Annotated in this window: 17 protein-coding genes, 4 tRNA genes and 1 other RNA gene; 16 read left to right on the top strand and 6 right to left on the bottom strand. The window is 71.9% G+C overall.

The annotated features are described in order from the left end of the window. Positions 1-124 precede the first annotated feature (124 nt). From ACIRJP_RS21110 to ACIRJP_RS21075, 8 genes are all read left to right on the top strand, one after another. Complete coding sequence (locus ACIRJP_RS21110) at positions 125-460, top strand: Lsr2 family protein (protein ID WP_266731079.1); 336 nt, start codon at positions 125-127, stop codon at positions 458-460. A 133-nt stretch (positions 461-593) separates the two neighbouring features. Continuing rightward, positions 594-665 (top strand) — tRNA-Gly (locus ACIRJP_RS21105). 97 nt (positions 666-762) lie between these two features. Beyond that, positions 763-835: transfer RNA gene (locus ACIRJP_RS21100), tRNA-Gly, on the top strand. A gap of 132 nt (positions 836-967) precedes the next feature. After that, positions 968-1,996: an ABC transporter ATP-binding protein gene (locus ACIRJP_RS21095; protein ID WP_404176178.1), complete on the top strand. Its 1,029-nt coding sequence runs from the start codon at positions 968-970 to the stop codon at positions 1,994-1,996. Next, a complete protein-coding gene (locus ACIRJP_RS21090; RefSeq protein ID WP_404176175.1) occupies positions 1,996-2,871 on the top strand; it encodes an ABC transporter permease in 876 nt (291 codons plus the stop codon). The genes ACIRJP_RS21095 and ACIRJP_RS21090 overlap by 1 nt, the downstream gene beginning before the upstream one ends. A gap of 18 nt (positions 2,872-2,889) precedes the next feature. After that, positions 2,890-4,242, top strand: a complete 1,353-nt coding sequence (locus ACIRJP_RS21085; RefSeq protein ID WP_404176285.1) for a sensor histidine kinase — start codon at positions 2,890-2,892, stop codon at positions 4,240-4,242. Next, entirely contained in the window at positions 4,239-4,850 is a 612-nt protein-coding gene (locus ACIRJP_RS21080) for a response regulator transcription factor (protein ID WP_072488568.1), read from the top strand. The genes ACIRJP_RS21085 and ACIRJP_RS21080 overlap by 4 nt, the downstream gene beginning before the upstream one ends. Before the next feature lie 22 nt (positions 4,851-4,872). Then, positions 4,873-4,945 (top strand) — tRNA-Gly (locus tag ACIRJP_RS21075). A gap of 61 nt (positions 4,946-5,006) precedes the next feature. On the opposite strand, the gene ACIRJP_RS21070 is transcribed toward ACIRJP_RS21075, so the two are convergent. From ACIRJP_RS21070 to ffs, 6 genes are all read right to left on the bottom strand, one after another. Then, positions 5,007-5,921 carry a phosphoribosylaminoimidazolesuccinocarboxamide synthase gene (locus ACIRJP_RS21070; protein WP_404176171.1) on the bottom strand — a complete coding sequence of 305 codons (915 nt, stop codon included), beginning with the start codon at positions 5,919-5,921 and terminating at the stop codon, positions 5,007-5,009. A 126-nt stretch (positions 5,922-6,047) separates the two neighbouring features. Then, positions 6,048-7,508: a N,N-dimethylformamidase beta subunit family domain-containing protein gene (locus ACIRJP_RS21065; protein ID WP_404176168.1), complete on the bottom strand. Its 1,461-nt coding sequence runs from the start codon at positions 7,506-7,508 to the stop codon at positions 6,048-6,050. Between the two features lie 259 nt (positions 7,509-7,767). Next, complete coding sequence (locus ACIRJP_RS21060; RefSeq protein WP_404176165.1) at positions 7,768-9,684, bottom strand: hypothetical protein; 1,917 nt, start codon at positions 9,682-9,684, stop codon at positions 7,768-7,770. A 323-nt stretch (positions 9,685-10,007) separates the two neighbouring features. After that, positions 10,008-11,258, bottom strand: coding sequence for a phosphoribosylamine--glycine ligase (gene purD, locus ACIRJP_RS21055; RefSeq protein WP_404176162.1), 1,251 nt, complete (start codon positions 11,256-11,258; stop codon positions 10,008-10,010). A 150-nt stretch (positions 11,259-11,408) separates the two neighbouring features. After that, the gene (locus ACIRJP_RS21050; protein WP_404176160.1) at positions 11,409-13,643 is read right to left on the bottom strand and encodes a DNA polymerase III subunit gamma and tau; all 2,235 of its coding nucleotides are present in this window, start codon (positions 13,641-13,643) and stop codon (positions 11,409-11,411) included. 127 nt (positions 13,644-13,770) lie between these two features. Further along, positions 13,771-13,867, bottom strand: an RNA gene (ffs, locus tag ACIRJP_RS21045) — signal recognition particle sRNA small type. A gap of 154 nt (positions 13,868-14,021) precedes the next feature. On the opposite strand from ffs, the gene ACIRJP_RS21040 reads away from it, so the two are divergent. From ACIRJP_RS21040 to ACIRJP_RS21005, 8 genes are all read left to right on the top strand, one after another. Beyond that, a tRNA-Ser gene (locus tag ACIRJP_RS21040) sits at positions 14,022-14,109 on the top strand. 133 nt (positions 14,110-14,242) lie between these two features. Next, positions 14,243-15,136 (top strand): phosphorothioated DNA-binding restriction endonuclease, encoded by an 894-nt coding sequence (locus ACIRJP_RS21035; RefSeq protein ID WP_404176156.1) that lies wholly within the window; start codon positions 14,243-14,245, stop codon positions 15,134-15,136. A 170-nt stretch (positions 15,137-15,306) separates the two neighbouring features. Next, on the top strand, positions 15,307-15,993 hold the full coding sequence (locus ACIRJP_RS21030) for a Crp/Fnr family transcriptional regulator (RefSeq protein WP_404176152.1): 687 nt from the start codon (positions 15,307-15,309) through the stop codon (positions 15,991-15,993). A 142-nt stretch (positions 15,994-16,135) separates the two neighbouring features. Then, the gene (locus ACIRJP_RS21025; RefSeq protein ID WP_404176149.1) at positions 16,136-17,044 is read left to right on the top strand and encodes a hypothetical protein; all 909 of its coding nucleotides are present in this window, start codon (positions 16,136-16,138) and stop codon (positions 17,042-17,044) included. Beyond that, entirely contained in the window at positions 17,041-19,101 is a 2,061-nt protein-coding gene (locus ACIRJP_RS21020) for a hypothetical protein (protein ID WP_404176146.1), read from the top strand. Before ACIRJP_RS21025 ends, ACIRJP_RS21020 begins: the two co-directional genes overlap by 4 nt. Beyond that, entirely contained in the window at positions 19,098-20,006 is a 909-nt protein-coding gene (locus ACIRJP_RS21015; protein WP_404176143.1) for a hypothetical protein, read from the top strand. Before ACIRJP_RS21020 ends, ACIRJP_RS21015 begins: the two co-directional genes overlap by 4 nt. An 887-nt stretch (positions 20,007-20,893) precedes the next feature. Then, entirely contained in the window at positions 20,894-21,109 is a 216-nt protein-coding gene (locus ACIRJP_RS21010; protein WP_404176140.1) for a type II toxin-antitoxin system VapB family antitoxin, read from the top strand. Further along, entirely contained in the window at positions 21,106-21,528 is a 423-nt protein-coding gene (locus ACIRJP_RS21005) for a PIN domain nuclease (RefSeq protein WP_404176137.1), read from the top strand. The genes ACIRJP_RS21010 and ACIRJP_RS21005 overlap by 4 nt, the downstream gene beginning before the upstream one ends. Positions 21,529-21,620: the final 92 nt, after the last annotated feature.

The following is a 21,620-nucleotide window of genomic DNA, read 5'->3' as shown; positions in this document are numbered from 1 at the left end:
CCGGGGAATGCAGCATCGACCCTAAACAGTCGGCAACCCGTCGACGCCGTATCCGCCTACCTGCCGGAAGGCCGGTATCAGCGCACACCGGACGCGCCGATACCGTAGGAAAGGACCGATATCCGTGGCTCAGCGCGTAGTGGTCACGCTCTCCGACGACATCGACGGGGGAGCAGCGGCGGAAACGGTCACCTTCGCCCTGGACGGGAAGTCGTACGAGATCGACCTCAATACGTCCAATGCAAAGAAACTGCGCAAGGCCCTCGCGCCGTACATGGCGGCGGGCCGAAAGCAGACAAACGCCGGCAAGCACGGCAGGACCCCGGTGTCGTACCGGCACACTTCCCTCGCTCCCGACCCGGCGGCCGTGCGCGCCTGGGCGCGCTCGCACCAGATGGAAGTACCGGCCCGCGGCCGGATCCCCAAGAAGGTCTACGAGGCGTTCCGCGAAGCGAGTTGACCGGCCGGCAGGGCCCCCGGCACCCCCGCCGGCGACACCCTGCGGGCACCGACTTGCGCTACACCCCCGCAGGTCGGCTAAAGTCTGGAGCACGCCGAGGGGCAAGGCCGCAAAGCCGAACCTCACGCAGCGTGCGGGTGTAGTTCAGTAGCAGAACATCCCCCTTCCAGGGGGAAGGCGCAGTGTGCAATTCCTGTCACCCGCTCTGCATCGTTCTTATCGACCACTCCGGTGGATCGGGTAGAGTGATGCTCGCACCGCCCGACGAACTCCTTTCGAGGAGTACAATGAGCGGCAGCAATGCGGACGTGGCTCAGTTGGTAGAGCATCACCTTGCCAAGGTGAGGGTCGCGAGTTCGAATCTCGTCGTCCGCTCTTGATCGAATTGAAGGCCCTGGTCGATATCGACCAGGGCCTTCGTCGTGCCTGCCCCCACATGACGTTTGTCATGAGCAGTGATGACAGCTCGCACTGATCGCGTCGCCGGTCCCGCGGAAATCTGTAGTCATGACCAGCGACGACATCCCGGGCAACCGCGCGGACCGGACTGAGGCACCCGCCGCATCCACTTCCGCATCCGCATCCACCTCCGTCTCCCCGTCCGTCACGACCGCCTCCGGTCCGGTGATCGAGGCAGCCGGTGTGCGGCGGCGTTATGCGGGCGGCTTCGAGGCCGTGGCCGGTGTCTCCTTCTCGGTCGCGCGCGGCGAGCTCTTTGCCCTGCTCGGTACGAACGGCGCCGGGAAGACCTCCACCGTCGAGCTGCTGGAGGGCCTGGCCGCGCCCGACGGCGGCACGGTCCGGGTGCTCGGGCACGACCCGTTCCGCGAGCGCGCCGCCGTCCGGCCGCGGATCGGGGTGATGCTCCAGGAAGGCGGCTTCCCGTCCGAGCTGACGGTCACCGAGACTGTACGGATGTGGGCGGGCTGCACCAGCGGCGCGCGCCCGGCCGGTGAGGCGCTGGAGCTGGTCGGGCTCGGCCATCGGGCGCGGGTGCGGGTCAAGCAGCTCTCCGGTGGCGAGCGGCGCCGTCTCGACCTGGCGCTGGCCCTGCTCGGGCGGCCCGAGGTGCTGTTCCTGGACGAGCCGACCACCGGGCTCGACGCCGAAGGACGGCGGGACACCTGGGAGTTGGTCCGCGAGCTGCGGGACGGCGGCACCACCGTCCTGCTCACCACGCATTACCTGGAAGAGGCCGAGACGCTCGCCGACCGGCTGGCGATCATGCACCGGGGACGGATAGTGACGGCGGGCACCACCGCCGAGGTGACGGCCGCCCGCCCCGCCCGCATCCGGTTCGAGCTGCCGGAGGGAGTGCCGGCGGCCCGGCTCCCACTGGGACTGCGGGCAGCCGCCGCGGGCCACCGGATCGAGATCCGTACCCACCGCTTGCAGGAGTCCCTGGACGAACTGCTGACCTGGGCAAGGGAGTCGGACGTCCGGCTGCTGGGCCTCGATGCCCGCTCGGCCTCTCTCGAAGAGGCGTTTCTCGACATCGCGCAGAGCGCCTCGGAATCCGAAAAGGTGGCTGCGTGATGACGACCGGCACGGCCGGCGCGACCGGTGCGACCGGTGCGAACAGCGCGACTGGTGCGACCGGTGCGACTGGTGCGACGACCGGCGCGGCCGGAACGGGCACGGCGCCCGGCACGACGCTCCGGGGTCGGCTGACCGCTCTCGGGCGCGCCGAGGTCGCCCTGCTCGCCCGCAACCGGACGGCGGTGTTCGTCTCGCTGCTGATGCCCGCCGCCATGGTCCTTGCGATGAAGTCGACGCTGAAGCAGTCCGTTCTCGACGGGACCGGCCTGTCCGTCGCCGCGGCCGCGCTCAGCGGCGGCATCGGCATCGTGCTGATCCAGGCCGTCTACATGAACCTGGTCTCGTCCTATGTGGCGCGGCGCGAGGACCTCGTCCTGAAGCGGCTGCGTACCGGCGAGGTCACCGACCGGGAGATCCTCCTCGGGACCGCCCTGCCGTCGGTCGCGCTGGCCCTGGCCCAGACCGTGGTGATCGTGGTGGCGGGGACGGCCTTCTTCGGCCTCGCCGCGCCGCAGCGGCCCGAACTGCTCCTGGCGGGCCTGCTGCTGGGCGTGGTGCTGCTGGCGGTACTGGCCGCGGCCACCTCCGCGGTGACCCGCACCGTGCAGACCTCGCAGCTCACCACCCTCCCGCTGTTCTTCGTCTCGATGATGGGCTCGGGGCTCTTCGTGCCGCTGGAGATCATGCCCGACCCGATGGCGTCCGTGTGCGAACTGCTGCCGGTGACCGGGGTGATGACGCTCGTGCGGACGGGCTGGCTGGGCGGGACCGGCGGCTCCGACCTGCTCGTGGCCGCCATGACCGGGCTGGCCTGGACCGGGTTCGCCGTGTTTGCTGTGCAGCGGTGGTTCCGCTGGGATCCGCGACGCTGAGGGGGACGTGCCGTGTCGGTGCTCGTGCGGGGCTGGCGCCGCAGGTGGCAGAAGCGCAGCAAGCTGGAGCGGATCGATCTGTACTCGCGGGTGACCCTCTCGGTGATGCCGTGGCTCTTCACCCTTGCGTGGCAGCTGCCCCCCTTCGAGTCGGACATCCGCCAAGCGCCGCTGCCGATCGCCCTGGGCGTGGCACTGCTGCTCGTGAGCCTGGTGCAGTGCCTGCTGAGCAACCGCAACGTCCAGCTGTCGTTCGCGCACTATCTCGGCACCGCCGTCTTTCCCCGGCGGCGGCAGCTGCCGCCCCTGGTTCTGCTGATGGTGAGCCTGGGGCTGCTGGCGACGATGGCAAGGGTGGACGGTATCGAGGATGCCGGGCTGCTCATCATGGCCTCGAACGCGCCGGTGGCGTTCGCGATAACGCAGACCCTGCTGGTGCCGGTCCGCACGTTCCTGATCCAGTCGCTCGCCGTCACCGCGCTGGGCGTCGGCGTCTTCGCCGCGGTCGGGGTGCGGGGCGGGACACTGGCGGGGGTGGTGCCGGCCTCGCTCTTCGGCTGCGTGCTCGTCCTGATCTCCGTACGGCCCAGCGCCTGGAGCCTGAGTGTGATGTGGCAGGCCGAGGAGGCCCGGGATCTCCAGGCCCGGCTCGCGGTCGCCGAGGAGCGGCTGCGGTTCGGGCGGGACCTGCACGACGTGCTGGGCCGCAATCTCGCCGTGATCGCGCTGAAGAGCGAGCTGGCCGTGGAGCTGGCCCAGCGCGGCAGGCCGGAGGCGGTGGACCAGATGGTCGAGGTGCAGCGGATAGCCCGCACCTCGCAGCAGGAGGTGCGCGATGTCGTACGGGGATACCGGGAGGCCGATCTGAGTACGGAACTGGCCGGTGCCCGGGGGGTGTTGAGTGCGGCCGGGATCGGGTGCGAGGTGACGGGCGACGCCGGCGACCGGCTGCCCGCGCCCGTGCAGTCGGCGCTCGGCTGGGTCGTGCGGGAGGCGGCGACCAATGTGCTGCGGCACGGCGATCCGCGCCACTGCACGATCCGGCTCGGAGCCTCGGCGGACGCGGTCGTGCTGCTGGTGGAGAACGACGGGGCGGCGGTGGCCGACGCGGGGCAGGGCGGGAGTTCCGGGGCGGGCGACGGCTCGGGACCGGGCGGTTCCGGGCTCGCGGGGCTGCGGGAGCGGTTGCGGGTGGTCGACGGTTCGCTGGACGCGGGCCCGGCGGGGAACGGCCTGTTCCGGCTCACGGCTACGATCCCGCTCGGGCCGGGGGCGGCGTCTCCGCTCGGGCCGGGGGCGGCGTCTCCGGGCCGCCTCGACAAGCCACCTGCCGCCCGGGAGGCACCCGCCCTTCAGGAGGAACGACGATGACGACCGTACGGGTGCTGCTCGCCGACGACGAGCACCTGATCCGGGGCGCACTGGCCGCGCTGCTGGCTCTGGAGGACGACCTCGTGGTGGTCGCGGAGGCCGCGACCGGCCCGGAGGCCCTGGCCATGGCTCGGGCCCACCGGCCCGATGTTGCGGTCCTCGATCTGGAGATGCCGGGCGCCGACGGTGTGAGTGTCGCCACATCTCTGCGGGCCGAACTGCCCGGCTGCCGGACGATGATCGTGACCAGTCACGGCCTGCCCGGACACCTCAAGCGGGCGCTCGCGGCGGGCGTGCGGGCCTTCGTGCCGAAGACCGTCAGCGCCCGGCAGCTGGCCGGGATCATCCGCACCGTGCATGCCGGAAACCGTTATGTGGACCCGGAGTTGGCGGCCGACGCGATCTCCGCCGGGGACTCTCCGCTGACCGCGCGGGAGACCGAGGTACTGGAGTTGGCGGCGGACGGGGCGCCCGTCGCGGAGATCGCGGAGCGGGCTTCGCTGTCGCAGGGAACCGTACGGAATTACCTCTCCGCGGCCGCCTCGAAGCTCGGAGCGGAGAATCGCCATGCCGCGGTGCGTCTCGCACGGCAGCGCGGATGGGTATAGTGGTTCTCGCGCTTCGGCGCTTGCGGACGTAGCTCAGTTGGTAGAGCGCAACCTTGCCAAGGTTGAGGTCGCCAGTTCGAACCTGGTCGTCCGCTCGGTTCAGCAAGAAGCCCCCGGCCTTCCGGCCGGGGGCTTCTTCGTGTTCGTCGGGCAGTCCTACTGCCAGGGCGTACCGGTGAGGAGTTCGTACGCCTCCAGGTACTTCGCCCGGGTCGCGTCCACGATCTCCGGGGGCAGCGCCGGCGGCGGCTGCTCGCTCTTGCGGTCCCAGCCGGAGGCCGGCGAGGTCAGCCAGTCACGTACGAACTGCTTGTCGTAGCTGGGCTGGGGCCGGCCCGGCTCCCAGGTGGCCGCGGGCCAGAAGCGCGAGGAGTCCGGGGTCAGCACCTCGTCCGCGATGATCAGCTCCTCGCCGCCGTCGGCGGTGGGCGCGAAGCCGAACTCGAACTTGGTGTCGGCGAGGATGATGCCGCGCTCGCGCGCGATGTCGCGTGCCCTGCCGTAGACGTCCAGCGTGGCCCTGCGCAGCCGGCCGGCGGTCTCCTCGCCGATCTGGCGGGCCACTTCCTCGAAGCTCACGTTCTCGTCGTGGTCGCCGACGGCCGCCTTGGTGGCGGGAGTGAAGATCGGTGCCGGGAGCTCGGAGCCGTCGACGAGTCCCTCGGGCAGCTCGAGACCGCAGACCGTGCGGGACTCGTTGTACTCGACGAGGCCGGAGCCGGTGAGGTAGCCGCGGGCGACGCACTCGACCGGGACCATCCGCAGCGACTTGCAGATCAGGGTGCGGCCGGCCCAGTCCGCGGGGGCCCCGGCGGGGAGCTCCGTGGACAGGACGTGGTTCGGTACGAGGTCGGCGAGCTGGTCGAACCACCAGAGCGAGAGCCGGGTGAGCACTCGGCCCTTGTCCGGGATCTCGGTCGGCAGGACCCAGTCGTACGCGGACATGCGGTCGCTGGCGACCATGACGAGGTCGCCCGCCTCGTTCCGGTACAGGTCGCGCACCTTGCCGGTGTGCAGGTGGGTGAGGCCCGGGACCTGCACCGGCTCGGGCTTTTCTACAAATCCGGACACGCTGCCTCCGCGTAGGTTGATCCAGGAGTCGTTCCGATTCTCCCGTATCGGGGTGCGATGGGATGGAGCGGGGGCGTCCGTGGCGCCGACTTCCCTGGCCCCGGCCGGCGTTGCGGCGAGCCGGGCTCAGTCGCGCTTGCAGATGCGGTCGAGGAGGTTGGCGGTGGCCCGCTGGATGCGGGCGTCCACATGGCCGGGGCGGTCCAGTGCCGGGGACCAGGCGAAGGTGCCCGAGGCGAAGACGATCGCCCCGGACGGGGCGCGGTACACGGATGTCTCCTGGTGGCGTTTGACGCCTTCGCTGTCCAGGTACGGGGAGTGGGCGAGCAGGATGCGGTTCTCGTGTTCGGGGAGTGCGGTGCGCGGGAAGTAGCGGTCGGCCTCGCCGGCGACCAGGCCGTCGAGCTCGTCGCCCTCGCCCGCGCCCGTCGCCTCCCAGAGCCAGTGCTCGGCGTTCCGTACGACCAGGGGGTGCGGATCGGGGACCCGGCCCGCGTACTGGATCCCGAGGAGTTGCTGCTCGGGGCGGTCGATCTCGCGCCACAGGGCGGGTTTCCCGGGGCCGCGGCGCTTGCGGCAGGTGAGCAGGCGGTCCGGGACGCCGGAAGGCGACGGGGACAGGCTGACCTGCCAGTACATGGTGTTGGCGGAGAGGAATACCAGCGAGGTGCCGCCGTCGCGGGCGCTTTCGGCCGTACGGCGCATGGGCACGGACCAGTACTCGTCGTGACCGGGGAAGACCAGGCCCCGGTAGCGGGCCGGATCGACGCGGCCCGCGTGCAGGTCCCGGGTGTCGGCGTACGCGAGGTCGTAGCCGTACCGCTCGGCCCACCGGATGAAGTCGTAGGCATGACCGACGTGGAGCGGCAGGCCGGCGCCCGCGTAGGGGCGGTCGAAGGAGACGGTGACCGCGGCGTCCTCCTCGCCCAGGAGACAGCCCTGCTCGTCCCAGGCGTGGTAGAGGCTGGCGCCGGTGCGGCCGTCCTCCGGATAGAGGTTGTACGCCTGCCAGGTGATGTCCGGAAGGACCAGCAGCAGATCGGCCGGCTGGTCGTCGCGGACGGTGAACGGGATGTGGGAGCGGTATCCGTCCACGGTGGTGAGCACGGCCACGTACGCGCCGATCGACCAGTACGTGGGGATCTGGAGCCGCCAGGACTGCCACCAGTGGTGGCAGGAGACCGTGCGGTCGGCGGTGAGCGGCGCGGGCTGGACGATGCCGGAGAGCCGGGGGCTCGTGGTGATCTGGGCGGCGCCGTCGCCGCCGTAGTGGCCGATGCGGTAGATGTCCACGGAGAACTGCTGGGGCGGGTCCACGGTGATGTGGAAGTCGATCGCCTCACCGGGGGCCGCGGCACCCGTGGAGATGAAACCCTTGATCTGACGGTGCACGTCGTCGGCCGTGCGCGTGCCGCCGTCGGGGGAGCGGGCCAGGGCGGGGTCGGCGTACCAGGGGACGACGTGCCCGGTGTCGTCGAAGTAGTTCTCGCTGCCGCGCAGCCAGGGCAGGGGGCCCTGACCGAAGGGGTCGGAGACGGCATGCGCGAGGGCACCCGACTCCCATCGTCGAATCTGCTCCGCCCCCATACCGTTTCCCTCCCTCAAGTCCCCCGAGACAACAGTGGATGGTCGGTGGCCGACGGGCGGTCTCCGGCGGTCGATCGCCCGTGGTCATGCGTCATCAATGCGCCAACAGCGATGCGCCGACCGTCAGCGTCGATCCCCAGCACATCACATAACGCACGCACTCCGTCACCGTTCGTCGCGAATTGACGTGAACGGAACGCACTATTCCCGACGTTGGGGTGTCTGTGGTGCTTGTGGCGTGACCGCCGGGGCCTGTGGTTCAGACGAGGCGGACGGGCTTGTCGGTGCGTACACCGATGGAAGCGAGCCAGGACCGCAGCGGTTCCGCGTCCCCGTCCTCGACCAGGCTCAGGACCGGACTGCCCAGGTCCGCCCGACGCTCGCCCTCGATCAGCAGTGCGGGGCCGTCGAGCCAGTCGAGTCCGGGCGCCGCGCCCGCCGTGTCCACCGCGGCGCAGCAGACCATGGCCGCGACGTGGTCGGCGAGCAGCTCCGTACCCGTGCGGGGCGGCTGGAGCTGGAAGAGCGGGAGGGGGTCGGGGCCCCAGACGTCCAGGACGTCCCCGTCGGCGCCGGCGGCGGACGGGGCGCCCGACCGGCCGGAGGCGGCAGCGGCCCGGTGCTGCTGCTCCGCGGCCTCCTCACGGGCCACCGCGGCGCTGATCCCCGCGGCAAGCTCCTCGCTGCCCCCGGCCCGGCCTGCCAGATGCTCGACGACGCGGGCCAGCGTGGGCATCCCGGCGTCGATGGAGCAGGCGACGGGGCGGGAGGGGGTGCTGGGGGCGGCGGGGGTGCTGGGGGGGTTGCTGGACGGGTGGCGGTCGTCACGCGGGGCGTGGGAGCCATCAAAGCGGTCGGGGCCGCAGGGGGTGGGACCTGTCGTGGGCGTGGCGGGTGCGCCCGACGGGGTGGGTGCGTCGGCCGGGGTGAGCGGCGCGCCGGCCGGGGTGGGCGCGGAGGCCATCGCGTCGAGGACACGGTGCAGGCGGGCGGCCTCGGTACGCCACTTACGGTCGACGACCTCTTCCGGGTACTGCTGCCAGTCGACCGGCGACCAGTCCGGCCCCGTACAGGCCGGGCCGCCGTGGAACAGGCGGGCCGCCAGCAGCGAAGCCGCCTCGTCGGCCGCGCCCGGCTCCTCGAGGAGGTCGCAGGCGGGGCGCTCGCCGAGCCGCGAGGCGAAACCGTCGGCGAGCCGGTCGCGCCGGGACAGCTCTGTGAGGGCGGACACCACGCCCGCGTCCAGCCGGGACGGCCAGCGGCCCATCCGCCAGGCGGGCAGGGCGACCCGGGTGAGCAGCCGGTCCCAGCCCGCGTAGGCGAGGCCGACCTGCTCCTGGGCGACGATCCGCAGACCGTAATCCACACCCTGTGCACGGACCGACGCCGCGGCGGCGACGCTCCGCTCCATCTCGGCGGCGTGGCCTCGGCAGCTGCGCAGCAGCAGCCTGGCGATCCGGCCGACGAAGGCGCGGTGCACTCTGCGCGGCCCGGCCAGCGGACCCGCCACGGGTGCGGCGGCGTCGGCGACCGCTCCGTCGAGCCCCCGTACGAAACGGCGGGCGGCGGCTATGTCGGGGTGCGCGGACGGGCCGGTGCCCGCGACGACCGGGGCGAGTACCGCCCGTAGCTCGGCGACCCGCATCCACCACAGGAACGGCGAACCGATGACCAGCACCGGAGTCGCCTGGACCCGGCGGCGGGACCGGGTCGCGGAATGCGCGGCCGGATCTGGGCCGGCACCCGCCAGGAGCTGCGCCGAGGGGTGGGTGCGGTCCTCCAGCCAGCTGTCGCAGTCGGGCGTCAGGGCTATCGCCGAGGGCGCCGGAACCCCGAGCCGGTCGGCCAGGTCCCTGACCAGGCGGTAGAGATCGGGGGCGGCCTTCTCCGGGAGCGGGACGGTCGGGCTGACCGCCGGCCTCGCCCGTACGACCGCGACCGCGACCGCTGCGGCGATGAGCAGCACGACGACCGCGAAGGCCGTCACCGCCCAGCGCGCCTTGTCCCAGCCGCTGCCCACGGCGAGGCCCTGGGCACCCGCCACCAGCAGCACGACGGCCACCGCCGCCGGCAGGATCGCCACGGCTGCTGCCCTGCCGCGGATGCGCAGCACGGCGTGAGCTCGGGCACGCGCACTCAGCGCACCCAGCTCCTCACTTGTACCGGTGCCGGACACGTCCGGACGTCACCCCCTCTGCCCCCGCGGCGGTGTTGCTCACTCCCCCACTGTGGCACCCGTCACTGACATCGCAATGCCAGTGGGCCAAGTGCCGGAATGCTTGCGCCGCACCCTAGTTGGGGCCTCGGCGGGCGTCATCCGGATGGCGCAGTCGTCACTCGATGGAATGGCTTTGGGCAAAGGTGCTGACGCGCCGCTGTCCATGGGGCAGCGGCGCGTCGGTGCTTGTCAGCGCGTCGCAGGCACGTCGTTGCGTGCGACGCGGGGAGGCGTACGGTCGGCTCCCGGGCCCCCTGGCCCCGGAGCCCCGGAGGGCGGGCTCAGCCCTCTGCGGCCTTCCGGGCGATGTCCGTACGGAGGTGCGAGCCGTCGAGACGGATGCGGGCCGCCGCCGTGTAGGCGCGCTCCCGGGCGCCCGCGAGGTCCTTGCCGGTCGCGGTCACGGACAGCACCCGGCCGCCCGCGCTGACGATCGCGTCGCCTTCCCGCCTGGTGCCCGCGTGCAGGACGTACGCGTGCGGGGCGTCCTGCGCCACCACGTCGTCGAGCCCCTCGATCGGGTCGCCCGTGCGCGGCGTGCCCGGGTAGTTGTGCGAGGCGATGACCACGGTGACGGCGGCGTCGTCGCGCCACTTGAGCGGGGGCAGTTCGTCGAGCGTGCCGTTGGCGGAGCCGAACAGGACACCGGCCAGCGGGGTCTTCAGGCGGGCCAGGACCACCTGGGTCTCGGGGTCGCCGAAGCGGGCGTTGAACTCGATCACCCGGACGCCGCGCGAGGTGATCGCGAGGCCCGCGTACAGCAGCCCGGAGAACGGGGTGCCGCGGCGGCGGAGTTCGTCGACGGTCGGCTGGAGCACCGACTCCATGACCTCGTCGACCAGCTTGGGGTCGGCCCACGGGAGCGGGGAGTACGCGCCCATTCCGCCGGTGTTCGGGCCCTCGTCGTCGTCCAGGGCGCGCTTGAAGTCCTGCGCGGGCTGGAGCGGCAGCACGGTGGTGCCGTCCGTGATCGCGAAGAGGCTCACCTCGGGGCCGTCGAGGAACTCCTCGATGACCACGCGGTCGCAGGCCAGGGCGTGGGCGCGGGCCGCCTCGACGTCGTCGGTGACGACGACGCCCTTGCCGGCGGCGAGACCGTCGTCCTTGACGACGTACGGGGCACCGAAGGCGTCGAGGGCGGCGTCGATCTCGGCGGGGGTGGTGCAGACGTAGCTACGGGCGGTCGGGACGCCTGCCCCGGCCATCACGTCCTTGGCGAACGCCTTGGAGCCCTCCAGCTGGGCCGCCTCGCCGGAGGGGCCGAAGCAGGGGATGCCCGCGGCGCGCACGGCGTCGGCGACCCCGGCGACGAGCGGCGCCTCCGGGCCGACGACCACCAGCTCGGCGCCCAGGTCGGCGGCGAGGCGCGCGACGGCGTCGCCGTCGAGGGCGTCGACCGGGTGCAGTTCGGCCACCTCCGCGATACCGGCGTTGCCGGGAGCGCAGTACAGAGCGGTGACGTCGGGGTCGAGGGACAGAGAGCGGCACAGGGCGTGTTCGCGGGCGCCGCCGCCGATGACGAGGACCTTCACGGGGTGCAGCCTAGCCGCCGGGGCGCGGCGCCCTTGACGGACACCGCTACGTGGACACCCCGGACCGCCGGCGCGGGAGCCACGGCCCGCCCGGAACTCGCCCCCGCCGTCGCCCGCCGTTCGCCGCTGCTCGCCGCCATTCGCTCGCCGCTATTCGTTTGTGAACTCCTCGACGACCGTGGCGCCCAGCTCGCGGACGATCAGGTCGTGCCCGGAGAGCGCCGAGTCGACGAGGTCCGGATCGTCGGCCTCGGGGGTGTCGTCCTCGGGGGCGACCGCACGCGGGGGCTCGGGCGCGGAGTACTGCTGCTGCGGTGGTGCGGAGTACGACTGCGCAGCGGGCGCCGCGGCGGGTGCGGAAGCCGGCGGCTGCGGGTGACCCTGCTGAGGCTGGTGCTGCTGGTGCGGAGAAGCGGCCGGCCGGGACTCGTAACTCTGCTGGGGCGCAGGGGCCTGGTACTGCTGCGCGGGCGGCGCGGCAGGGCGGCCTCCGCCGGCCTGCACGGGTGCGCCGGTGCCGCCCGACGGGTCGACGACGGCCTCGATCTTCCACTGCGCGTTGAACCGCTCGGCGAGTGCCTGTCTCAGCACTTCCTCGCTGCCGCTGCTGGCGAAGTTGTCACGGGCGCCCGCGTTGAGGAAGCCGATCTGGAGGGTGGTGCCGTCGAAGCCGGTGACCTGGGCGTTCTGACTGAGCAGGATCCAGGTGAAGCGGCGGCGGTTCTTCACCGCCTCCAGGATGTCCGGCCACATGTTCCGCACCTGGCCGGCACCCTGGGTCATTCCCGGGCTCGGCTCGGCTGCGGCGGGCACCGGCGCCGAGGGCGCGGCCTGGGCCGGCGCGGCGGCCGGGGCGGACTGCGGGACGGGCCGGCCGGGGGCGGAAGCGGTCGGCCAGCCGCCGGGGCGCCGTCCCGATTCCGGCGCGGCGGCGGTGGGCCAGGCACCGGGGCGCTGACCGCCCGCGGCAGCCGGGGCCGCCTCGGCGGGCGGCTGCGGTGCCACGGGGGCCGCCTGCGGTGCCGGGGCGGGGGCGGGCGGCGCTGCCTGGACCGGTGCGGGAGCCTGGGCCGGGGCTTCGCCCCGTACCGTCGCGCTCGCGACGGCCGGGCCCGTGCCGGGCTGCACGACGGGGGCCGCGGGCGCCGTGGGCACGGGTGCGTGGGCCAGCACCTCCGGACCGGGTACGTACCCCATGGCGGGCCCCGGGCCCGTGGTCGCGAAGGAGGCGCCCCGCTCCAGCCGGTCGAGCCGGGCCTGCAGCGAACGCTCGTCGTCGAAGGCCGCGGGCAGCAGTACCCGGGCGCAGATCAGCTCGACCTGGAGGCGCGGCGAGGTCGCCCCGCGCATCTCCGTGAGCCCCTCGTTGACCAGGTCGGCGGCGCGGCTCAGCTCGGCGGCGCCGAAGACGGACGCCTGGGCCTGCATCCGCTCGACGACATCGGCGGGGGCGTCGATCAGCCCCTTCTCCCCGGCGTCCGGCACGGCGGCCAGGATCACCAGGTCGCGCAGCCTCTCCAGGAGGTCCGCGACGAAACGGCGCGGGTCGTTGCCGCCCTCGATCACCCGGTCCACGACCTCGAACGCCGCGGCCCCGTCGCCCGCCGCGAAGGCGTCCACGACCGAGTCGAGCAGCGAGCCGTCCGTGTAGCCGAGCAGCGAGGTCGCCATGGCATATGTCACACCGTCGTCGCCCGCGCCGGCCAGCAGCTGGTCCATCACCGACATCGAGTCACGCACGGACCCGGCCCCGGCCCGCACGACGAGCGGCAGCACGCCGTCCTCGACGGGGCTGTTCTCCCGGCCGCAGACCTCGGCGAGGTAATCGCGCAGCGTCCCCGGCGGCACGAGGCGGAACGGGTAGTGGTGCGTACGCGACCGGATCGTGCCGATGACCTTCTCGGGCTCGGTGGTCGCGAAGATGAACTTGAGGTGCTCCGGCGGCTCCTCGACCACCTTCAGCAGGGCGTTGAACCCCGCCGAGGTGACCATGTGCGCCTCATCGATGATGTAGATCTTGTAACGACTGGAAGCGGGCCCGAAGAACGCCTTCTCCCGCAGATCACGGGCGTCGTCCACGCCACCGTGCGATGCGGCGTCGATCTCGATCACGTCGATCGAACCCGGTCCGTTGCGCGCGAGGTCCCGGCAGGACTGGCACTCCCCGCACGGCGTGGGCGTCGGCCCCTGCTCGCAGTTCAGACAGCGGGCCAGGATGCGCGCACTGGTCGTCTTGCCACAACCACGCGGACCGCTGAACAGGTACGCGTGATTGACCCGGTTGTTCCGCAGCGCCTGCTGCAGCGGGTCAGTGACATGCTCCTGCCCGATGACCTCGGCGAACGACTCGGGACGGTAGCGGCGGTACAGCGCAAGGGACGACACACATACGAGGTTATCCGGGCGGACCGACAACCGGCCCCGACCGGTCGAAGCCCCCGCCCCGCACGCCCGGCAACCGCAGGGCCCGGGAACAGGGAGGCCGGACCGCAGGCCCCGGAACCCCCGGAAACGCAAGGGCCCCCCACGCACCCGCCAGAGCCGACCTACCCTTGCTGCCTTCCGGCCCTGGGGGAGTTCAGTCAGATAGCGCCACGTGAGGGGCTGACGCCCACCTTAGCCGATCCCCACCCCTGCCGGTCCACTCCCCCCACCTCCGGAACCTCCCCGGACGACCGAGGGACGACCTCTGAGCGAGCTCGAACCGATCTCCGGGGGGAACGTGTTCGCGAGCACCCTTCAACGTCTTGTATTGTTTGCCGCGGAGGATTCGCCTAGTGGCCTAGGGCGCACGCTTGGAAAGCGTGTTGGGGGCAACCCCTCACGAGTTCGAATCTCGTATCCTCCGCCATTGCTCTCACCGGGCAATACGTCGAAGGGCCCCGCAGCTTGCTGTGGGGCCCTTCGACGTTGCGTGTGTCGCCCTTCCCAGTCGCGGTCGGCTGCCTGCTCCCCTCCCGGTGACGTCGCTACGATCGCCGGTCATGGACTGGCTCGAGCGCGCGGCAAAGCTGCGGCAATGGACCGGGAACGGGATACGGGCTCCGCACAAGCCTCTGTTGCTCCTGTACGCCCTCGGCCGGTTCCGGGAGGATGCCGACGGCGAGTTGCGGTACAGCGTGGTGGAGGAGGATCTGAAGCGGCTGCTCGCCGAGTACGGGCCGGCCAACAGGACAACCCCCGCCTACCCCTTCCACCATCTGGTCAGCGACGGGGTGTGGGAGGTACGTACCGATCGGGGGCCAGGCAGTCCCGGCACCGGGGTGCTGGAGTTGCGGGCGACGGGCGCGGCGGGGCGGTTGGTGCCGGAGCTGCGGGCAGCCCTGCGACGTGAGCCGTCGCTGCTCGGCCGGATCGCCCGGGTGCTGCTCGATCAGCACTTCCCGCCGTCGCTCCACGGCGAACTGCGCGAGGCGGTGGGCCTGGAGCTGGAGCCGGTGGAGTCCGGACCGCTCCCGGCCGGGCGGCGGCAACGGGACCGGCGGATGCGAGAGATGGTGCTGACCGCCTACGAGTACCAGTGCGCCTTCTGCGGCTACGACGGCAGAATCGGTGCGGTGCCGGTCGGATTGGAGGCCGCGCACGTGCGCTGGTGGGCGTTCGACGGCCCGGACGACGTCGACAACGGGCTGTGCCTGTGCGCACTGCATCACAAGCTGTTCGACAAGGGCGCCCTCGGCGTCGGCGAAGGCCACCGCATCCTGGTGTCGCAAAAGTTCGTCGGGCGAAGCCCGGCAGCCCGCGAGCACGTGACAGCGCTGGCGGGCCGCCCCTTGATCGGCCCCCAGCCGGGCACGAGCCCGATCGCGGCGCGTCACCGGTCCTGGCACACCGCGCAGGTCTTCCACGGCGTCCCGCGCTCTGCCCCCGGGACGTGATCGTCCGGCCCCGCGTGCCCGTGCTCGGGCGACAGCCGTTACCGGACAAGGTCGCCCGAATCGCGGCGGAAACGGTCGGGGCGACGTAGAACTCATGGAGGCGGGCGGCTCAAGAGGTCGCGACGAGGCAGGGCGGGGCCGCGTACAGGGCGCACGGGGGAAGGCGACGGGTGCTGTCGGACGAGACTTGGCGTGAGCTAAAGGGCCAGGGGGCGACCCGCACCTTTCGCGAGCGCAGCGTGATGCTGAGGCAGGGGTCCGCGGGGACACACCTGCTCGCCCTCACCGACGGGCTCGCCAAGGTCGTGTGCCGCGAGCCGGGCGGGGCCGTGACCTGGCTGGCCTTCCGGGGGCCGGGCGACCTGCTGGGCGAGGTGTCTGTCTTCCACGGCACCACGCGCACGGCGGAAGTAATCGCGCTCACCCCCTGCACGGCCGTCGTGCTGGAGGCCGAGCGGTTCCGCCGGTTCATCGAACAGCGCGGGCTCGTCATGGACTTGATGCGCCAGGCTCTCTCCCGGCTGCGGGAGTCCGACACACACCGCACCGAACTGCTGACCCTTCCGCTGGTAACCCGACTGGCGCGGGCACTCCTGAGACTGGTCGAACTCACCGCGCCAGGAAGCGAATCGGAGGTCGTACGGCTGACTGGCCTGAGCCAGGCGGAGATCGCCCAGGCGACCGGAGTCACGCGCAACGCGGTCATCACCGGTCTGCAACGGCTGCGCGAGTCCGGGGCGGTGGAGACGGCCCGCAGAACGATCGTCATCAAGGACATGAAGACGCTGCGCGACTGGGCGATGACCGGCCCGGGAGCCACGCCCGCGTCGTCCTTCTCGCCGCCCCCGGCTCGGTGAGCGCGCCCACGCTGTGGCGTAGGACACCCGCGAACTGCCCTGCACTGTGCAGTCGGGCGGACGGAACCGACGGAACCTCGAATCAGCCGGCCACCGGCTTCGTAACCGTCCCGCCGTCCCGCCTTCCACGAGGAGATCACGCATGTCCAGCCCCGTTTCCGCCCCGTACTCCGAGAGCCGTCCGCTGCCTCCCTACCGTGCCCTGTTCGCCGTCGATGCGAAGGACTTCACCGGCCTTCCCGCCGTGCAGCACGGTCCGGTGAGCCGGTTGATCCCCGAACTCGTGGACCAGGCGCTGGACCGTGCCGGGCTCCACGAGCTGCGCGAGGCCAAGCGGTTTTTGGCCAACACCGGGGACGGCGTGGTGTTCGGCTTCGATCCGGCGTTGCTGCCCTTTGTCCTCTGGCCGTTCCTGGGCGTGCTCGACGACACGCTCGGCACGTACAACAAGCAGTGCGTGGGCCCCCGCATCCGGCTCCGGGCCAGCGTCCACGTCGGACCGCTGCCGGACGCGGACCGTCCCGGCGACGGCAACGGCACCGCCCGCAACGACACGCACCGACTGCTGGACTCCCGTCCGGTCAAGGCCATCCTGACCGCGGCGAGCGAGCAGGTCACCCACCTGGCGGCGGTCGTCTCCCAGCGCGTCTACGAGGACGTCGTGCTCGGCGGGTACACCGGACTGCACCCCGACCGCTGTGTGGAGGTCCCGGCCACCGTGGAGGGGAAGAACTTCTCGCAGCGGGCCTGGCTGTACGTCCCGTCGCCGTCCGGAAACCTCGTGCAGGCCGGCGTGCGACCGCGCGAGGAATCCGCGATGCCGGCCGACACCTCCGCCGACCAGGAACAGGACCGGGCGACGTCGCCCGGTACGCACTACAGCCGCAACACCCAGCACGTGGGCGAGGGCGCTGCCGTGATGGGGAGCGTCGGGCGGGACGTCACGTACACCGGCGAATCCACCACGTACCGCGGCGCCAATCAGCACTGGGGCGGCGGCGACAACGTTTCGGGCGACAAGCGGGTCGGTGGCGCCGGGGACCCCCGGTGAGCGCTGGCGCAGACACCTCCCCCGGCCCGGACGGCGAGGATTCCGAAGGCGGTCCCGGCCCGGGAAGCTCCTACCGCGACAACCAGCAACGGGTGGACCAGGGCTTCGCGGTCATGGGCGGGATCGCAGGCGACGCCAACGTGTTCATCGGCGTCCAGCCCGACGAGGACGTCAGCGAGGACATCCGCAAACCCCGTCTGCGGGAGGGCCCGTACCCCGCGGACGACGTGCGCGCCCGTCTGCACGGATTCGTCGAACCACCGACCCACACCCGGTGCCGCAAGGTGCTGGACAGCCACCTCCTGGTACTGCGGGCCGGGAGCGGCACAGGGGCGGGCACGGCCGCGTTCGCACTGCTGGCGGAGCGGTACGGGGCCGACGGCATCACCGGTCTGGACTTGCCCGACGATCTGTCGCGGTGGCGTCCCAAGGAGCCGCGCGGCTATCTGCTCCAGGGTCTGTCCTCGGAGGCCGCCGACTTGCTGGGTGAAGTCGTGCTCACCGCGCTGGCCTCGCTGCTGCGCCGTTCGGGCGCCCATCTGGTCGTCACCGTACGGATGGAGACGACGCTGCCCGGCGACACGCTGCCCTGGCAGGTCGCACACCGCCCGCCGCCGCCCGCCGCGGTGGCCGTGAAGCGCCTGAGCACCATGGCCGAGGCGGGTGAACTCACCACCGGGCAGGAGGCCGACGCGCTGCGGCACCTCACCGCGGCGGACTTCGCCGGCCACCTGGACGCCCACCCGCTGCCGGGGGACGGTGTCGCGATCGCGGAGGGGCTGCGCGACCTCGTCGTGGCGGGGAAGTCGGCCGCGTCCGTACTCGCCGACCTGCGGACCGGCAGCCCCGCGGCGGCGCGCAAAGCGCTCGCGGAAGCCCGCGACCGGGCCGACCGGATCTCGCTGATGGCGGCGATCTCGCTGCTGCCCGACCAGGACCGTACGGTCGTCGAACGGTTCAGCGCGATCCTGCGCCCCCACATCGACGGCCGCGGCGGCCCGGCACCGGCAGTGGCCGGGGAACCTGGGCACGGCGAGGGGGCGGCGGCCCGGCACGACGTGCTCGGGCCGGCTTTCGAGGACCGGCTGGCGGCCGTCGGCGCCCGTCTGCTGCCGCCCCGGTACGCAGCGGCGCAGCGCTATCCGGTCCAGCCGGTCGACTTCTCCGGACGGCACCGGTCGGACGCCCTGCTCCGGTCGCTGTGGCTGGAGTACGAAGGCATGGCGGAGCTGCTGTGGAAGAGCCTGGACGAGGCTCCCCATCACCCCGGCGTCGAACTGGTGGCGGGCGAGGCGATCGGGAAGGTACTGGCCCACGCGACCGGCCCGGACACCCTGCGTCAACTGCACCCCTTCGCCGCGTCGGACAAGCGCTGGCGCCGCCGCCTGGTAGCCAACGCGCTCGGGGAGATGGTCCAGCACCCCGCCCTCACCGGAGCGGTACGAGAGCAGTTGCGGCAGTGGAGCCGGGCCGCCCCCGTCGCTCTCCGCTGCACCGTGGCCGAGACCTGCGGGGGCAGCTACGGCCTGGCCCGCCCCGCCGCCGCTCTGAAGCTCCTGGACACCGTGCTCGACAGACCGGGCGAGAAACTGGAGGTCCCGTTGCGCACCGCGGTGTCCTTCGCTCTCAGCGCGCTTCTCTCCGAGGACGCCAACCACGCCCTCGTACTCGACCTCCTGCGGGAGTGGCAGGGGGCCGATCCGGGCACACCACGTCATGGTCTGGCCGTTCACGCCGTCGAATCGATGAGCAAGGCCTCGTTCCCCCTGCGAAAGGCTCCGGGCGTACGGCGGGTGCGTCTCGCCGATCTGCTCGCGATCCACCCCGAACGAGCCCGCGGCCTCGTGGTCGCGGCCCTGGACGACCCCGCCACCCACGAAGCGGTGGCGGCGGGCCTGTTCCTGATCGAGGGCGATCCGGAGCTGCGGCGGCGGACCGCCTTCCCGCGCCTCCTCGCCGACCTCGCCGCGGCGGCCCGGAACCACCGCGGCGTCCTGCGCTTCGTCCTGCGTCACCACCGTTCCCGTACGGCCTCGACGGAAAGGCTCGCCTCATGACCGGCCCGCTCATCTCGCCGCTGGACTCCTCGGCGGCCTGGCAGTTGTTCCGTCTCCGGTTCGGGGCCCCAGAGGGCCGGGCCCTGGTGTTCCTCGCGGACGGCGGGGAGGACGCAATGGTGCCGCCCCGTGAAGGTGACTACTGGGGCTATCCCCGGCCCACGCGGCGCGAGGTGCGTGAGGGGGAGTTCTTCGACATAGTGTGGGTATCGCTCACGGAGCGGCGGATCTCGGTCGACATCCCGCGCCGGCCGCCGAAAGCCCCGGCCCGTTACGGAGTCGTCTGGAAGATCAGCAACCCGGTCGTCGCAGCGAGGGACCGGCTCACCGAGGAGCGGGCCCGGCAGCTGGTCGTCGGCCACATCAACGGGAACGCCACGTTGCCCGGTGTCCCCGACCCGTTGCGGACGCCGCCGCCCCACTTCGGTACGACCGAGGTGGAACCTCCCGGACGGCCGAGGGTGATCGACGGCTCCGGCCTCACCTACTGGTTCCTGGACCCGCCGGCCGCGCTCCTGCCCACCCCCGGCACCGGCGCGGCACCGACTCTTCCGTCGGGCTTCGGCGAAGCCCACCGTGAGGCGTACCGCTTCTACCGGGAGGTCGTCGCGGGCGGCCCGGTCGGCCTTGCGGCCCTCTGGCTGCTGCACCGGCCGGAAGAGGCGAAGGACGTGCTCGACTGGACGGTGACCCATCGGGGTCTGCTCTCCGACCGGAACGACTGGGAACACACCCTCGCGGTGGCGCTCCAGTCGCTGACACCGGAGGACCGGAGCTTCGTCGGCGCCAACATGGCGCGGGTCCTGAGCGACGTGGGGATCCCGCAGGGCGACGAGGTGCTGCGCAGGATCGGCCACACCGATGCGGCGGGGGATGGGAACGGCCTGTACGAGGAGACCCAGTGACCCCTGCCTTCACTTCGCCCACCGGCCGACCGTGGCCCTGCTACTTCCCGCTGCTGTCACTCCTGCCCCGCCACAGACCAAGAACCAGGAAGAGTTCCCTAATCCTCGCCTACTGCAACGACGTGGCCGAGTGGAGAAACGGACGGAACTGTCGTCCGGACTTCTCCTGAGCAGCTCTGCCTCTCACCCCGCCTGTTCCGCGGCCTGAGCGACAGCGCCGCCTCACGGCCGGAGAGGAAGCGGCGACCTCTCTCAGTCACGGACAGTCCTTGATCGCCGCGCTGGAGCACCAGCGCGGGCCCAGCCAGCCAACAGGGTTGCTGCAGGATGGCTGCGCGGCGACTCCTACGTACCGATGGCCGCGACAATCACGCCGAGAGCCAGGAGTGCACTGCCGGCAAACGCGGAGCCCGCGACGAGGGCAACATGAGCCGTGATCCGGTGTGCGTCTTGAGGATGCAGGCCGCGAGCGCGACGACGATGGAGAAGAACAACACCACCAGCCGCCAGGCGCACCTCATGGCAATGGGCACGACTCATCGGGCATCCTCTCGGAAAGGGCGGCAGGGTGAGTGGCACGCTCTGCGCCGGGGTGTGGGATGTCGCGCATCAGCTGGTTCCACCGAGGCACCGCGCATCCGAGACGCGGCTCCAGCAGCCTCCATGTGCGCGGTGATCTGCTCATCGAGCTCGCCGGGTGCCTCCGCGATACGCCGCTGCTCGGGCCAGGGCGGCATGCCCTTCCTCCAGGGCGAAGCGCCACATCCGCTGCCCTTCCTCCGCGGAAGGTTGCGGGCACCGATGCGCCCCCAAGGACCGCGACATCAAGACGCGACATCTGTCTCGATATACTTACTGTCACAGTTGATATCTCAGGAGGTGCCCGGATGAGCCGAACAGTGATCGACCTCGACGACGAACTACTGACCGCCGTGGCTCAGGCGCTGGGGACCGGCACCAAGAAAGAGACGGTCAACACCGCTCTGCGTGAGGTGCTCGAGAACCGCCGACGAGCTCTCGCTCTCACACGGCTGCGGGCTGCAGCAGGCGAAGGCGGCTTCGATCTGGATCTCTTCGAGGACAAGCGGGACTACCGGCGGTGAGCGCGGCGCAGTTCCTCATCGACACCAGTGCGCTCGCCCGGTTCTTCCGCGGCGACGCCGAACAGTACGGATGGGACCAGGCCGCCACAGCCGGCCTCATCGCGACCTGCCCTGTCACCGAGCTGGAGTTCTTCTACAGCGCCCGCTCCGCCGCAGACCGTGCGCGCGGCATCGAGGACCTGCGGCTGCTCTTCCGCTGGGTGCCCGTCGACGACCGAGCGTACGACCGCGCCTGGCAGGTCCAGGAGCTGCTGACGCAGCGCGGTCAGCACCGCAGTGCGGGTGCTGTGGATCTAGTCGTTGCCGCCACCGCGGAACTCCAGGGCCTGACCCTCCTGCACCGCGACCACGACTTCGAGTGCATCGCCGCCGTCACCGGCCAAGCCCTGCAGTGGTACGGCCCGATGGCCGGTAAGTGAAAGACCCTCCCGGGCGTCTCCGTTCCGGTTCTCATTCACGGGCGTACGCCACAGTCCGGCGGGTCCGCAGCCACTGGATTCGCCACAGGTCG

The sequence above is a fragment of the Streptomyces sp. NPDC102437 genome (genome assembly GCF_044765565.1).
Taxonomy (GTDB): domain Bacteria; phylum Actinomycetota; class Actinomycetes; order Streptomycetales; family Streptomycetaceae; genus Streptomyces.
This window is presented reverse-complemented; position numbering and strand designations above follow the sequence as displayed.